A 15,062-nucleotide genomic window follows, 5' to 3' on the forward strand; every position below is an offset into this window, starting at 1 on the left:
GCCACGGCCGCTTCGGATCAGCAGCTGTCCGACGAGGTGCGGCTCCCCCGCACTCAGGCGCCGGCCCGGGAGTCGCCCCCGTGCCGGCCGTCGGTGCATCCTCACCGGTCGCGGCACCCGTTCAGCTCCGTCGGCCGGTCGCTGCCCGGCCCGCGCTCAAGGAGTCGAGCACCGTCCCGGTCCTTATCATGGGCAGCAAGAAGCCTGGGACGAGGTGGTGCCGGTGCGCACGCTCAAGGTCGCCGGGGGCCCGGAAGCAGGGTCGGGAGACCCGCTGCGAGGGGCGTGCACGGCCCTCGCGTACGTGGAGGCCGACGGCACGGTCTCCCTGTGGAGCCGACAGGCGGAAACACTTCTCGGATACCCCGCGGAAGACGTCTGTGGGATGCCGGCGGTGGATCTGCTGACCACCCGGGAGCACCGGGAAGCGGCGGTGGCCGCCCAGGAACGGCATTCGGCCGGGCAGAGCTGGAACGGCGTACTGGGCATGCGGCACCGCGACGGGCACGAGGTGTCGGTGGCGGTGCGCGTACGGCCGCTGCTCAGCAGGGCCGGCCAGGCCGGCTGGTTCGTCCGTGCCGCCGACGCCCGAGAGGTGGAACGGGAGGAGGTCGATCGCGCGATCCTGGAGGCGCTCTTCAGCCAGTCCCCGATTCCGGTGACCGTCATGGACACCGAGCTGCGGTACCTGTGGGTGAACGCGGCGACGGAGCGCGCAACGACCCTGCCCGCCGAGCGGCTCATCGGCCGCCGCATCGGCGATCACTCACCGGAGTCGGCCCCGACGATCGACCAGGCCCTGAGCAGGGTGCGGGACACCGGCGAACCGGTGATCGACTTCCAGGTGCACAGCTGCCTGGCGTCCGATCCGGACTACGAGCACGTGTTTTCCGCCTCCTCGTTCCGGCTGACCGACCCGGCCGGCCGGGTCCTGGGGATGTGCCAGACGTACGTCGACGTCAGCGACGGCTATCAGGCCCAGCAGCGGCTGGCGCTGCTGACCGAGTCCGCCGTGCGCATCGGCACCACGCTGGACGTGATGCGCACGGCGCAGGAACTGGCCGACGCGGCCGTTCCCGGACTCGCGGACTTCGTCACCGTCGACCTGCTCGAGGCAACGGTGCGGGGCGAGGAACCGCTCCCCGGGCCGGTGGCCGCACAGATGCCGGTCCGCCGGTCGGGACTCCGTTCCATACACGAGCACGCCCCGGAGGCCGTGTTCACGGTGGGCGAGACAGTGGCGTTCCACCCGGGCACGCCACAGGTGCGGAGTCTGGCCACCGGGCAGTCGGTTCTGGTGCAGAAACTCGACGCAGACGAGTGGTTCGCCCACGACGCCCAGCGGGCCGGGAAGATCCGCGAGTTCCATTTCCATTCGTACATGGCGGTGCCGCTGCGAGCCCGCGGGATCACGCTGGGTGTCGCCACCCTCGGCCGCCACCAGGATCCTCGGCCGTACGACGAAGGAGACCTGTGCCTCGCCGAGGACTTCTCGTCCCGCGCCGCCGTATGCATCGACAACGCCCGCCGCTACACCCGCGAGCACAACACCGCCCTGGCCTTGCAGCACAGCCTTCTGCCGCGCGATCTGCCCGACTACCCCGCCGTCGAGACCGGCCACCGGTATCTGCCCGCCGCCGCCCACGCCGGAGCGGGCGGGGACTGGTTCGACGTCCTGCCCCTGTCGGGAGCCCGCCTCGCCCTGGTCGTCGGAGACGTCACCGGCCACGGCCTGCACGCGGCGGCCCTCATGGGACGGCTGCGCACCGCTGTCCACACACTCACCGACCTCGACCTCCCTCCCGACGAGGTCCTGACCCAGCTGGACGATCTCGTGATCCGTCTCGCCCAGGAGGATCCCGACTGCGAGGGCGCCACCTGCCTGTACGCCGTCTACGACCCCATCTCCCGCATCTGCACCGCTGCGCGCGCCGGGCATCCCCCACCCGTCCTGTTGCAGGCCGATGGCGCGGTGGAGGTCCTCGACGACATCCCGCCCGGCCCGCCGCTGGGGAAGGGCGGGCTGCCCTTCGAAACCGCTGAACGCCGCGTCGCGGAGGGCTCTGTCCTGGCGCTCTACACGGACGGCCTCATCGAAGCACCGGGCTGGGGCGTCGACGCCGGGCTCGACAGACTGTCCCGCGCCATGACCGGCCCCACCCGACCGCTCGAGGAGCTCTGCGATGCCGTGGTGGCCGCCCTGGTCACGGAGCACCGATCCGATGACGCTGTCCTGCTCCTCGCCCGCACCCGCGTCCTGGGTGCAGACCGGGTCGTCTCCTGGGAGCTTCCGGGCGACCCCGCACAGGTCGCCCACGCCCGCGCCCTCACCACCCGTCAGCTTGCCACCTGGGGCTTGGAGCCGCTCGCCTTCACCACCGAACTGATGGTCAGCGAACTGGTCACCAACGCCATCCGGTACGCGCACGGCCCCATTTCCCTGCGTCTCATCCACGCCGCAGCCCTCATCTGCGAAGTCTCCGACGGCAGCCTCAGCGCCCCGCATCTGCGCCGCGCGCGCTCCAGCGACGAGGGCGGCCGCGGCCTGTTCCTGGTGGCCCAGCTCGCCTCCCGTTGGGGCGCCCGCTACGACCGCGCCGGCAAGACCATATGGGCCGAGCAGCATCTCCCTCCTGCCGGAGCGCCGGATCCGGCGATGTGACGCGCGAACAGAGGCCCCCGTAACGCGGACCGCGCCTCCACACCACGGACCGACCGACCGAGTGGGTGCCCCGCGGCCCTCCGTGCAGGTGTTCCACGGGATCGGGTTAGTCTGTCCGTCGTACCGGACACGGGGTGCCCTATGCGAGGGCTGAGATCACACCCGTCGAACCTGAACCAGTTCGCACTGGCGGAGGGATGTCTTCCATGCCATTGACGCATGTTTCCGGCGGGTCGGCCGCCGACGGCCGGCAGACCGTCTTCGACGGACGGATGCCCGCCGCCCCCGGCGACCTCCGCGTCGAGGCGCACGGCATCGAGCCGGTCCCCGAGAGCAACCGTTACGGCGGTCCCGGGCGCCTGTTCACCGTATGGTTCGCGCCCAATCTGACCATGACCGGCTTGTTCACCGGCACCGTCGGCATCGCCCTCGGCCTGGACTTCGCCACCGCGCTCGCCGCCGTCGTGCTGGGCACCGTGCTCGGCGCGGTGCCCACCGCCTACCTGGGTACCTGGGGAAGCCGGACCGGTGCCGGGCAACTGCCGCTGGCCCGGCTCGCGTTCGGCCGGGCCGTGGCCGTGCCGGGCATCCTGCAGTGGCTGTCCTCGGTCGCCTGGGACGCGCTGATCGGACTGTTCGGCGGGGACGCGCTGGCCCGGTTGTGCGGCTGGCCGTTCTGGCTGGGTGTCCTGGTCATGATGGTGGCCCAGGGTGCCCTCGGCGTTCTCGGCTACGAGGCCATCCACCGGCTGCAGATCGTCATGACCTTCGTGCTCGCCGCCGCGTTCGCCCTGATCGCCTGGCGGCTGCTCGACGGTGTCCACCCAGCCGGCACCGGCACCGCGCACGGCGCCGACCAGGTCGGCGCGTTCGTTCTGACCAGCACCATCGCGCTGAGCCTGGCCCTCTCCTGGGCTCCGTACGCCAGCGACTTCAGCCGCTACCTGCCCCGCACCACCTCGCGCCCGCGCATGTTCTGGTACACGCTGCTCGGTCTCGTGGTGTCCTTCGTGGCGGTCCAGACCCTCGGCCTGTGGGGGGCGTCGGTGCTGACCGACCAGACCGCCGCGGGCGTGGACGAGCTGCTGGGGGGTGGGGTGCTGGGCGCGTTCGGGCTGCTCGCCGTGGCGCTGGCGGCCCTCTGCAGCAACGCCATGAACGATTACAGCGGTTCCCTGGCACTGCAGACCGTCGGAGTGCGTCTGCCGCGCCCGGCGGCCGCCGCGCTCGCCGCCGCGCTCGGCTTTCCTCTGGTGCTGTGGATGCACGCGGCCGACACGACCGCCCGCTTCCAGAACGTGCTGCTGTTCGTCGGTTACTGGATCCCCGGTTTCGTGGCGATCGTCGTCGTCGACTGGCACGCACGGGCCCGGGCGCGGGACGGCGCCGCGATCGACCTGGCTGCCGAGACCGCCCGGCCGCAGTCCGGTTGGCCGCCCTTGCTGGCGTTCGTCGCCGCCTTCGCCGCGGCCGTGCCGTTCATGGACACGACCCTGTACGTGGGACCGGTGGCCGCCGCCCTGCACGGCGCCGACCTCTCGTACTACGTGGCGTTCCTCGTGGCGCTCGCCGTGTACGCGCCGCTGCGGCTGCGCCACCGCCCGCGGGACTGACACGCCCCGGCCGTCGGCCCTCGGCGCCCGAACGACATCCCCTTCTCCCCACGGAGCCACCTCGCATGCCCCCGATACCCCCGCCATTCGCCGATCCCACCGGTTTCGCGCAGCAGTCCCTCGCCCGCGTGCGGTCGACATCCCCCCTGGTGCAGTGCCTGACCAACTCGGTGGTCACCGGGTTCACCGCCAACGTCCTGCTGGCGCTGGGCGCTTCACCCGCCATGGTCGACATTCCGGAAGAAGCCGGCCCGTTCGCGCGGATCGCCTCTGGTGTCCTGGTCAATCTCGGAACCCCGCACGCGGAGCAGCGCTCCGCCATGGTCGAGGCCGCGGGGGCGGCGAGGTCGGCGGATACTCCGTGGGTGCTCGACCCGGTCGCCGTCGGCGCGCTCCCGGTGCGTACCGCGCTCGCACGAGAACTCCTGGAGCTGCGGCCGACGGTGATCAGGGGCAACGCGTCCGAGATCCTCGCGCTCGCGGGTGCGGGCGGCGGCGGCCGTGGCGTGGACTCCTCCGACGGCGTCGAGACCGCCGGGGAATCAGCACGCGAGCTGGCCCGTACGACCGGCTGCGTGGTCGCCGTCTCCGGACCCGTCGACTTCGTCACCGACGGGGTGCGCAGCGCCCGGATCGCCAACGGGGATGCCCTGTTGACCCGGGTGACGGGCGGCGGCTGCGCACTGGGGGCGGCGATAACGGCCTTCGCGGCGGTCGACGAGGACCGGTTCGCCGCGACGGTGGCCGCCGTCACCGTCTACACGGTCGCCGCCGAGCTAGCCGCCAAGGAGGCGTCGGGGCCCGGCAGTTTCGCTGTCGCGTTCCTGGACGCACTCGCCGCCCTGGAGCCGGCGGACCTCGCCGAGCGGGCGGCTCTCTCATGACCGCGGCGCCGGTGGATCTGTCGGTCTATCTGGTCACGGACGCGGCCCAGTGCGCGTCCCGCGGCCGGAGCGTGGCCGAGACCGTCGCCCAGGCAGTGGCCGGTGGTGTCACCGCCGTGCAGATCCGGGAGAAGCACGCCGCCGGGAGGGAGTTCCTGCGTACGGTCCTGGAGGTGGCCGCCGTCCTCCCCGAACGAGTGGCGCTCATCGTCAACGACCGGGTGGACGTGTTCCTGGCGGCCCGGGCAGCCGGCGCACGCGTCACCGGGGTCCACGTCGGCCAGTCGGATCTGCCGCCGGCCGCGGTACGCGAACTGATCGGTGAGCACGCGGTCCTCGGCCTGAGCGCCGCGACCCCCGGGCAGCTGCGCGCCGCCGCCGAGGATCCGGCACGCGTCCACCACGTCGGCATCGGCGCGCTGCACGCGACCCGGACCAAGGCGGACGCCCCGGACCCACTCGGCCATGACGGCTTCGCCCGCCTCGCCCGGCTCAGCGCACTCCCCGCCGTGGCCATCGGCGGCATCACCCCGGCCGACCTGCCCCGACTGCGCGATGCCGGGGCGGTGGGCGCCGCCGTCGTCTCCGGTGTCTGCGCCGCCGAGGATCCCCGGGCATCAGCCGTCGCCTATGCCCGGGCATGGACCCGCACCCGAGAGGAGAGCCGCGCATGACCGCGCTGCCCCGCGTCCTGACGATCGCCGGATCCGACTCCGGCGGAGGAGCCGGAATCCAGGCCGACCTCAAGACCATGCTGGCGCTCGGCGCCCACGGAATGAGCGTGCTCACGGCTGTCACGGCACAGAACTCCCTGGGCGTGCAGGGTGCATGGGAACTCCCCGTGGAGGCGGTGCGCGCGCAGTACCGCAGTGTCGTGGACGACATCGGGGTCCAGGCGGTGAAGACGGGGATGCTCGCCTCGCCCAGCCTGGTCGCGGCGGTCGCCGGCCTGTTGTCGGACGCGACGGCCCCGGTCGTCGTGGACCCGGTGAGCGTGTCCAAGCACGGGGACAAGCTGCTGGCCGACGACGCGCTGGATGCCGTACGGAACACGCTGCTGCCGGTCGCGACGGTGGCCACGCCGAATCTCGACGAGGTCGCGCAGCTCACCGGCATCGAGGTGACGGACGAATCGGGTATGCGCCGCGCCGCCGCGCGGCTGCTCGGGTACGGGCCCCGCTGGGTGCTGGTGAAGGGCGGCCATCTCCCGGGCGAGGCGGTGGACCTGCTGACGGACGGCGGGGAGGAGCACTGGCTGCGCGCCCCGCGGCACGACAACCGTCATACCCACGGCACGGGCTGCACCCTCGCGTCGGCCATCGCGGTGGGACTGGCGCACGGCCTCCCGGTGCCGGACGCCGTACGGCAGGCCAAGGACTATGTCACCGCGGCGATTGCTGCGGGGTTCGCGCTGGGGGCCGGCATCGGGCCGGTGGACCACGGCTGGCGGATGCGCGCGCAGACCTGACACAGGTGCAGGTGCCGGCGATCGCCCTCTCGTACCGGACCCGGATCATCACCGTCCCATGACGTGCGCCGCCGGCGTGCAGCACTCAGGATGCTGACTCATGTGACCGCCGGTAGCCGTCGCCCATCAGGGCTGGGACGCGAAGAAGGTCCTGCTGTGCGCGTACTCCGTCGCGTCACGTCGGACACCCCGCCCCATGCCTCCTGGCTCCGCTGGGAGTTCGCCCGATCAGGCACCGGACGGCAGCAACGCAGCTGATCGGGGCGTCGTGCTCGGCGACCCGCCGCGTTACGTTGAACAGATCCCGGTCCGCCGTACCGGCGGCCGGCAGCGGCTGCACACTCTCCGGATTTACGTACAGATCGCCACCGGTGGCGGTCTCGGTACGGAACTGGGCGCCGGCCCCCGGGGTGGGGGCGCGGTGACGGACCGGCGCCCGGCGGCATCGGTGATCAGGTTGGCGGTGTCGCCGGTGACGAGCGTGACGGCCACCCCCTGGACACCGGGCCGCGGCAGGAGCCGGGGCCCGCATCTCCGAGGCGGCCGCGACCGGGGCCGGGGTGCTTCCCGTGACCCCCTGGGCAACATGGCGGCCGGAATCGCTCCTCAACACCGTTGCGCCGGCCCGACTCCCCAGGTCTGCGGCCGAGAAGACGGACGCAATCTTCCGAGCCGACCTGCTCAGCTTCGACGCCGACGGCTCGGCGACATGCGCGTTCACCCTGCCGAGTTGCATGGGCGGCGTCCCGGCTACCGGGCCGATCCACTGGCGAATGACCAGGAGTGGATCCTCACACTCTGGCTGCGGACCGGGGCCGAAGAACAGAGAAGGGTGCCGACGTCCACTTGACGCCACATATTGGTCTGGACCATCTTGTGGGGGTCGCGGCCGCGCACCCCCACACCAACCCCGGGCAGTACGTTGCTCAGTGCTGCCCCATTCCGAGAGGACTCGCCCATGAGGCGTGTCACCTTGTCCCTCGGCGCGGCTGCGGCCCTGCTGACCGTCTACCTCCCCACTTCCGATGCGCAGGCCGCGACCGATCTCACCGGACTCATGGCGAACTTCGCGGTGACCTCGACCTGGCAGGGCGGTTTCGAGGGCGGCTACACCATCACCAACAACACCAACTCAACTGTCTCCACCTGGTCGTTGGGCTTCGACCTCCCGACGGGCGAGACGGTGACCAGCGCCTGGAACGGCGACCTGACGCACAGCAACAACCACTACACGATCACCTCCCCGAGTTGGGCAACCCCCCTGGGGCCCGGTGAAACGGCTCCGGTGGTCGGGCTGGACTTCTCCAGCGGTGCGACGCAGACACCCCCGACGAACTGCGCCATCAACAACGCACCGTGCGAGGGGCTGCCGCCGGACACTGCTGCGCCCACCGCCCCCGGGGGGCTGCGCGTCACCAGCAGCGGCCCGGGCAGTATCGCGCTGTCCTGGACGGCGTCGACCGACAACGTCGCCGTCACCGGCTACCACCTGCGCGAGGGAACCTCGGTCGTCGCGACCGTCTCCGCCACGACGGCCAACCTGACCGGGCTGCTCCAGGGCAGCAGCCACACCGTGACCGTGACCGCATTCGACGCAGCCGGCAACGAGTCCCCCGCCTCGGCGCCGGTCACCGCCACGGCCGGCAGCGGCACTGTCCCCGGCACCGCGGCCCCCTACGTGGACCTCGGCGCCTGGCCCACCCCGAGCCTGCCCCAACTCGCGTCCGCGAGCGGGCTCAAGCAGTTCTCACTCGGCTTCCTCATCAACGGCAGCAGCCCGTGCACGGCGAGCTGGTTCGGTGCGTACGACCCCGCCACCGGCTGGGACAAGGCGGACTTCGACGCGATCCGGGCGGCGGGCGGCGACATCCGCCCGTCCTTCGGAGGCGCCAACGGGACCGAACTGGCCCAGTCCTGCACGACCGTGGCCTCACTCGCCGCGCAGTACCAGAAGGTCGTCGACGCCTACTCCCTGGACCGCATCGACTTCGACATCGAAGGTGGCGCGGTCGCCGACCACGCGTCCGTCGACCGCCGCTCGGCGGCCATCGCCCAGGTCCAGGCGACGCAGCGGGCCAAGGGGCGCGATCTCAAGGTGACGCTGACCCTCCCGGTGCTGCCCAGCGGGCTGACCGCCGACGGCGTGTACGTCCTGAACTCCGCCAGGACCGCCGGCGCGAACATCGACGCCGTCAATGTCATGGCGATGGACTTCGGCGATTCGGCCGCACCCGCCCCGGCCGGGAAGATGGGCACCTACGCCATCCAGTCGGCGCAGGCCACCAAGGCGCAGATCCTGCAGGTGTGGCCGGCCCTGACGTCGGCGCAGGCCTGGGCCAAGGTCGGCGTCACCCCGATGCTCGGTCAGAACGACGTGTCGACGGAGGTCTTCGGCATCGCCGACGCCCAACAGCTGATCACCTTCGCACAGCAGAACCACCTCGGCGAGCTGGCCTTCTGGGAAATGACCCGGGACGCCCACGCATGCCAGGGCGGCCTGTCACAGTGCACCAACATCACCCAGACGCCCTACCAGTTCTCCAAGATGTTCGCCGCCTACACCGGCTGACATCGATCGCACCAGAGGTGCCGGCGGGCCCACAAGCACCACGGGCCCGCCGGCGCCTCCCGTTCGTCGGCGTCAGCTGCCGGCCGACGCGACAACGGCGCCCCTGGGCTCGAGCCGGGGGGCGGCATCGGGCCGGTGGACCACGGCCGGCGGATACGCGCGCAGACCTGACACAGGTGCAGGTGCCGGCGACCGCTCCCTCTCGCACCGGACCGGGATCACCTCCGTCCCATGACTTGCGCCGACGGCCTGCAGCACTCAAGATGCTGACTGCATGTGACCGCCGGTAACCGTCGCCCATCAGGGCTGGGACGTGAAGAAGGTCCTGCTGTGCCCGTACTCCGTCGCACGACGAATGCCCTCCCCGCCCTGCCCACGGGCGTCCGCCTCACCGTCTTCGGCGCCGTGGCGGCGGCAGCCGCCACGCTGCTCCCCGTCGCTTCCGCCTCGGCCGCGGAACCTGGCGTCGGCGGCTACACCGACCCCGGGTACGCCTCCGCGTGTACCTTCCACCGTTACGGGGAGGGCGAGACGCCGCCACTGTCCCTGTTCAGCGCCGACCCGCTGTGTGTGGAGTACGCCAAGCGGGACATCACCATGACCAACGGCGGGGCGGCGCGCTTTCTGCTGGCCGAGCCGGCGCGCTTCGCGATCGCCGTACCGGCCTGCCGTTACTGGCAGTTGGACCATTGGAGCGTGCAGGCCACGCCCGGCGGAACCGAACTGGTCGGCTGGGACGGCAGTTACTGGTTCGACAAGGCGGAGGGCAGCGCCGCGGCAAGGGTGCGCAACATCACCGTCGCAGGGCAGCCCGCGCAGGCCGAGGACGCCGCGCAGGTGCTCCGGCCGTACGACGCCCGGCTCGCCGACGCACTCGTGCGCGACGCCGAGGGCGTGAAGGTGCGGCTGCCGGTGAGCGGACTGTGCTGAGCGGGCCGAGCTCGCGTCCCACGCGCCGCCGGCTGCTCGTCGGACTGACCGCCGCCGTCGCCGCCCTGCGTGCGGGCGAGCTGACCGCCGGGGCCACGTCCTCAGCGGGGCGCGCCGGGCTCCTGCCCGCCTCCCTCACGCTCCCCGACCCGACGACCGCCACGCTGGAGGCGTTCGCCGACACCATGGTCCCGGGCGAGAAGCGCCACGGCGGCGATGTGGCGATCGCCGGAGCGGCTCCCGGCCCCGGTGCCGTCCAGGCGGGGGCCGTCGAGCTGCTCACCCTTCCCGAGCTGGGCATCGGCGTGCTGCTGCCCGAGCTGGCACTGCTCGTCAACACCCGCGCCCTCGCCTATGCAGCCACCCACGGCCGGGTACTGCTGCCCACTCAACCTCCTTTCGTTGCCCTCCGGTTCACCGACCGTACGGCGCTCGCCGGAGAACTGCTCACGCCCGGCGTCCCGGACCGGCAGCTCTATGTGCTGCTCGCGCTCTTCGCCGCCGCAGCCTTCGACACCGCGGCCCATCTGCACACCACCGACGCCCTACGGCAACGCCACCCGGGCCTGGCATGGATCGGCTTTCCTGCGCCCGACGCCGACGGACTGTGGCGCTTCCCCGACTACTCGTACGGCAGAAGGCTCGCCCCCGAGCACCCGCTCACCACCCCCGGAGGGCACCCCGCATGAGCGCCATCGAGCGCACCGACGTGCTGGTCATCGGCAGCGGCTTCGGAGGTGCCATCCCCGCCTACCACCTGGCCGCGGGCGGCGCCGACGTGGTGATCCTGGAACGCGGACCGCACCTCACCGCACCCGACTTCACCCATGACCTGCGCCTGGGCAGCTACACCCGGATCGTCGACCTCGTGCAGGGCGACGGCATCACCGTCGTCGCCGGTAACTGTGTCGGCGGGTCCAGCGTGGTCTACTTCGCCGCTTCGCTGCGGGCTCCGGGCTTCGTCTTCGACCGCCGCGGCAGTCTGGGCCACCGCCTGTGGCCTTCGACCCTGACGCGCGCCGCACTCGACCCGTGGTACGACCGGGTCGAGGAGGCTCTGCCCGTCGCCCGGCAGAGCTGGGACCAAGTCCCCTACCCCGGAGGGCTGTTCGCGGCAGCGTGCGCCCGTGCGGGCCGCACCTGCAATCCTGTGCCCGTCGCCGTCGACCTGGCTCGCTGCACCAACTGCAACTGGATGCTGGGTGGCTGCCACTTCGACGCCAAGCGCTCCATGCTGTTGAACTACCTTCCCGCCGCGACCGCGCACGGCGCAGAGATACGACCGCTCCACGAGGTGCAGACGATCGGTCCTGCCACCACACCCGGTTATCGCTACCGTGTCTCGTACACGCGGCTCGACGCCGGCGACTACCGGCTGCCGGTCGGCGTGGGCACGATCGAGGCCAGGACCGTGGTGCTGGCCGCAGGCGCCATGGCCACCCCCGTGCTGCTGCAGCGCTCGGCTCCGCTGCTCGGCGGTGTCCCGCAAGCCGTCGGGCGCTACTTCTCGGGCAACGGCGACCGCGTGTCCATCGCCGACGTCGACGAAGGCAAGGTGCGCGACCTGCTCGGTCTCGAACGCGCCCCGGGCATCCCGTACCAGGGCTTCCCCATCGGGAAGCCCATCGGCTCCATGTCGTACGACCGGCTCGACCCGGCAATGGCGGAGTTCACCCGTTTCTCCCTTCAGCAGATCTACTTCCCCGGCATCACCGACCTGCTGGCCCAGGCCACCGACACCCCGGCGACGAGCTGGTTCGGCGTCCGCAAGAAGGAGATGCGGGCACGCTGGCCGTCGTGGCTCTCCGTGCTCGCCATGACCGAGGACGACAACGAGGGCGTCTTCGGCGCGCCGCCGCCCACCGGCAGCTCGACGCGCGTGGCCACGTCGCTCTGCCTGTCCACGCTCGCGTACCGGCCGACCGCGAACACGCTGCGCGGCTGGGCCGCCGCGGATGCCGAGGCCCGCGCGGTGCTGGAGCGCGACGGCCTCGCGCGGGTGCGGCCCTGGAGCGAGAACGCCGCCGGGTCCGTGAGCGCGCACCCCCTCGCCTCGTGCCGGATGGGCGACGACCCCGCCACCTCGGCACTCGACGAACGCGGCGAACTACGGGGCCACCCCGGCCTGTTCGTCACCGACGGTTCGGCTGTGCCGACCTCGCTCTGCGCCAACCCCTCACTGACCATCGCGGCACTGGCGGAACGCGCCTGTCCCGGCATCGTGGAGAGCACCGCCCAGGCAGGCGTGCGCGTACGGTACGGGGCCCCCGCGCCCCGCTGAAAGGACTCGCTGGTGAACTCGCTCTACCCGCCGCGGATGACCGGCCGTCCCGGGCGGCTCGAAGTCTGGTACGCGACGCTGACCGATCCACGTACCGGTACCGGCGTGTGGATCCACCACGAAGTGGTGGCACCCAGGCGCGGCGGGCCGGCCCGGGCGCACGGCTGGATATCCGTCTTCCCGCCGGACGGGCCACCGGTCACCGAGCGGTTCGGAGCGCCGGACTCCCCGCCGCCCCGGGGCAAGGCGTACTTCGAGGTGCCCGACGTGCGTGCCACACCCCGGCTGCTGGAAGGCACTGCGGGCGCGATCACCTGGCACCTGGCTGTCATCGGGACCGGAGAACCCCTCTATACCTTCCCCCGCTGGTCGTGGCGGCGCGAGCTGCTGCCCGCCGCCCAGATCGTGCCTGCCCCCGACGCGTTGTTCGACGGCGAACTCGTCGTCGGGGGGCGGCGGTTCACCCTTTCCGGTGCGGTGGGAGGCGTTGCCCGGATCGCCGGGCACGGCAATGCCCAGCGCTGGGCGTGGCTCCATGCGGGCCTGGGCGGCGGGGACGTACTGGAAGTGGTGGCCGCCGTCGCCCGCCGGCCCACGATGCGGTGGCTGCCACCACTGCCCATGCTGCAGCTGCGGTTCGGCGGCCGCGACTGGCCGCGCGACCCGTTGCTGACCGCTCCACTGCTGCACGCACGGATCGGGCTGCCCGACTGGTCGGTCGAAGGAGGCACCGCGCTGCGCAGGCTACGGATCGATGTGACCCAGGATCCGGCCGACTGCGTGTCGCTCTCCTACACCGATCCCGACGGAGCAACGGCCACGTGCACCAACACGGAACGCGCGACGGTCGACGTGATCGTCGAACGCCGCGCCGGACTCCGCTTCGAGGTGGAACACCGCTGGCACCTGGATCACACGGGCCACGCGGAGGTGGGGACACGGCCGTGAGCACGGCGCGCCGGGATCGGCCGTGCGTTGCTGCGAACGCACCCAGGGGCCGGCCGCTGGTCATGAGTCCCCGGGCGGGGTCCCCGCCCGGGGCCGCCCTTGGCGATCGGGCGTCACCGGGTCGCGTACTCCGGCGGGCGCCCGTCACCGGGGCAGGACTCTCACGTATCCGGCCTCCCTCGGGTGGGACGTGCGAGTGCTGTTCGTCGGCTGCCGGACAGGATGTGAGCGGTTGCTGTGATGAGACAAGAACCCTATCGAAGTTTCTGTCATTTTCTATGGCAGGTCGGGGTATCGATGGGCGTGATGAGCAGTAAGCGCTCACACCCGATCCCTGCGCGTGGGCCGCCGGGTCCTGGACCGGAGCACCGGCCGTATACCTGCACCGGGCCGCGACGCGGTCCCGCCGTTCTTCCGACTCGCCTCATCAGAAGCAGTGTTGACGTGCGTGGAAGGATGAGGCCATGTGGTCACGACTGCCGTTCGGGGAGATGCTGCGGGCCGAACTGGGTTCGCCTCGTCACGCTCGCAGACTGGGCAGCAGCCCGCGATCACGGGTGTGGCGGGCCGAGCTGTCCGGCACGCAGGTGGTGGTCAAGCAGCTCATCGACGGCCCGGAGGCCGCAGAGAGGTACGCCCGCGAGGTGGCTGCGCTGCGGCTCGCGTCGCAGGCCGATCCGCCCGTAGTGCCCATGCTCCTCGGCACCGACCCCGCCGAACGCGTACTGGTCCTGGAGCACCTGGAGCACCGGCAGCCGGCGGACGACTGGGTAGTCGGGTACGCCGATGCGCTGGCCCGACTCCATGCAGCCACCGGCACCGACGCCGCAGGTGCTCTTCCCGCCTGGTCCGGCCCCAGCCATGACGACATCGACTCCTTCCTCGGGCTTGCCCGGACGCTCGGCTGCGCGGTGTCGTCCGGAGTGCGGACCGAGCTGGGCGCCCTCATGGACCGCCTGACCCGGTTGCCGGGCCATGCCCTGCTTCACGGCGATCCCTGCCCCGGCAACGACATGCACACCAGCAGTGGCGTCAGGTTCATCGACTTCGAGCAGGCAGCGCTGGGCAGCGGGCTCGTGGAACTCGCCTACCTGCGCATCGGCTTCCCGACGTGCTGGTGCGCCACCGCCCCGGCTCGGACACTGCTGGACGAGGCGGAGGCCGCTTACCGCACGGCCTGGCGCAGTGCGACGGGCACCGATGTCGACGACGATCTCACCGATGCGTGTGCGAGCTGGCTGCTTCGAGGCGACGCGCTGGTTCAGCGGGCGCACCGCGGGACCGCCGACCATCTGGCCAAGATCCCTGAACGGGACTGGCGATGGGGCACTGCGACGGCCCGGCAGCGGCTCGTCCATCGTCTGGGAATCACCGGCCGGATGACCCCTGCCGGCAGTGAACTGGAGGAACTGGGACAGCTCGCCACAGTCATGCGCGACACCATGCTCACCCGGTGGCCCGCGCTTCGACCCCTGCCCGCACTACGGCCGTGAGGAAACCCTCGGCCCGCCACCCCGGCTGAGGGCACGAACTCCCGGACCACAGGTTGTGACCCTCGTCGACGGCGATGCCGTCAGCGCCCGGCCCCGTGGCACTGCGCTCCCGGTACGGTGCTCTCTCGCGATCATGCGTACTCGTGCGCGACCACATGGGGGGACCATGCGCCCACATGGGGATCGTACGGACGGACTGATCCGTTCGATGCCG

General features: G+C 71.8%; 11 protein-coding genes and 1 riboswitch. All 11 genes read left to right on the top strand.

What is annotated here, in order from left to right:
- Positions 1-223 precede the first annotated feature (223 nt).
- The 11 genes from OG878_RS05545 to OG878_RS05595 all read left to right on the top strand — a co-directional run bounded on the left by OG878_RS05545 (position 224) and on the right by OG878_RS05595 (position 14,848).
- Entirely contained in the window at positions 224-2,662 is a 2,439-nt protein-coding gene (locus tag OG878_RS05545; protein WP_328885718.1) for a SpoIIE family protein phosphatase, read from the top strand.
- Positions 2,663-2,782: 120 nt separating this feature from the next.
- A riboswitch (TPP riboswitch) is annotated at positions 2,783-2,877 on the top strand.
- Positions 2,869-4,275: a purine-cytosine permease family protein gene (locus tag OG878_RS05550; protein ID WP_328885719.1), complete on the top strand. Its 1,407-nt coding sequence runs from the start codon at positions 2,869-2,871 to the stop codon at positions 4,273-4,275. Its footprint overlaps the riboswitch before it by 9 nt.
- Before the next feature lie 65 nt (positions 4,276-4,340).
- Positions 4,341-5,159, top strand: a complete 819-nt coding sequence (thiM, locus tag OG878_RS05555; protein ID WP_328885720.1) for a hydroxyethylthiazole kinase — start codon at positions 4,341-4,343, stop codon at positions 5,157-5,159.
- The gene (thiE, locus tag OG878_RS05560; protein WP_328885721.1) at positions 5,156-5,833 is read left to right on the top strand and encodes a thiamine phosphate synthase; all 678 of its coding nucleotides are present in this window, start codon (positions 5,156-5,158) and stop codon (positions 5,831-5,833) included. The genes thiM and thiE overlap by 4 nt, the downstream gene beginning before the upstream one ends.
- Complete coding sequence (gene thiD / locus OG878_RS05565; RefSeq protein ID WP_328885722.1) at positions 5,830-6,627, top strand: bifunctional hydroxymethylpyrimidine kinase/phosphomethylpyrimidine kinase; 798 nt, start codon at positions 5,830-5,832, stop codon at positions 6,625-6,627. Before thiE ends, thiD begins: the two co-directional genes overlap by 4 nt.
- A gap of 958 nt (positions 6,628-7,585) precedes the next feature.
- Entirely contained in the window at positions 7,586-9,196 is a 1,611-nt protein-coding gene (locus OG878_RS05570) for a cellulose binding domain-containing protein (protein WP_328885723.1), read from the top strand.
- 330 nt (positions 9,197-9,526) lie between these two features.
- Positions 9,527-10,126, top strand: a complete 600-nt coding sequence (locus OG878_RS05575; protein ID WP_328885724.1) for a hypothetical protein — start codon at positions 9,527-9,529, stop codon at positions 10,124-10,126.
- 185 nt (positions 10,127-10,311) lie between these two features.
- Positions 10,312-10,815 (top strand): DUF5987 family protein, encoded by a 504-nt coding sequence (locus tag OG878_RS05580; RefSeq protein WP_443049237.1) that lies wholly within the window; start codon positions 10,312-10,314, stop codon positions 10,813-10,815.
- Complete coding sequence (locus OG878_RS05585; protein ID WP_328885726.1) at positions 10,812-12,407, top strand: GMC family oxidoreductase; 1,596 nt, start codon at positions 10,812-10,814, stop codon at positions 12,405-12,407. Before OG878_RS05580 ends, OG878_RS05585 begins: the two co-directional genes overlap by 4 nt.
- Before the next feature lie 12 nt (positions 12,408-12,419).
- Positions 12,420-13,355 carry a hypothetical protein gene (locus tag OG878_RS05590; protein ID WP_328885727.1) on the top strand — a complete coding sequence of 312 codons (936 nt, stop codon included), beginning with the start codon at positions 12,420-12,422 and terminating at the stop codon, positions 13,353-13,355.
- A 464-nt stretch (positions 13,356-13,819) separates the two neighbouring features.
- Positions 13,820-14,848 carry an aminoglycoside phosphotransferase family protein gene (locus OG878_RS05595; RefSeq protein ID WP_328885728.1) on the top strand — a complete coding sequence of 343 codons (1,029 nt, stop codon included), beginning with the start codon at positions 13,820-13,822 and terminating at the stop codon, positions 14,846-14,848.
- The last annotated feature ends 214 nt before the right edge of the window (positions 14,849-15,062 follow it).

Origin of the sequence: Streptomyces sp. NBC_00316, assembly GCF_036158715.1 — a bacterium.
GTDB lineage: Bacteria > Actinomycetota > Actinomycetes > Streptomycetales > Streptomycetaceae > Streptomyces.

Bases quoted from the DNA above. Each gene is read 5' to 3' on its own strand.
- OG878_RS05580 (WP_443049237.1), top strand. From the start codon at position 10,312: ATGGTCCCGGGCGAGAAGCGCCACGGCGGCGATGTGGCGATCGCCGGA.
- OG878_RS05595 (WP_328885728.1), top strand. From the start codon at position 13,820: ATGTGGTCACGACTGCCGTTCGGGGAGATGCTGCGGGCCGAACTGGGT.
- thiD (WP_328885722.1), top strand. From the start codon at position 5,830: ATGACCGCGCTGCCCCGCGTCCTGACGATCGCCGGATCCGACTCCGGC.
- thiE (WP_328885721.1), top strand. From the start codon at position 5,156: ATGACCGCGGCGCCGGTGGATCTGTCGGTCTATCTGGTCACGGACGCG.
- OG878_RS05570 (WP_328885723.1), top strand. From the start codon at position 7,586: ATGAGGCGTGTCACCTTGTCCCTCGGCGCGGCTGCGGCCCTGCTGACC.
- OG878_RS05585 (WP_328885726.1), top strand. From the start codon at position 10,812: ATGAGCGCCATCGAGCGCACCGACGTGCTGGTCATCGGCAGCGGCTTC.
- thiM (WP_328885720.1), top strand. From the start codon at position 4,341: ATGCCCCCGATACCCCCGCCATTCGCCGATCCCACCGGTTTCGCGCAG.
- OG878_RS05550 (WP_328885719.1), top strand. From the start codon at position 2,869: ATGCCATTGACGCATGTTTCCGGCGGGTCGGCCGCCGACGGCCGGCAG.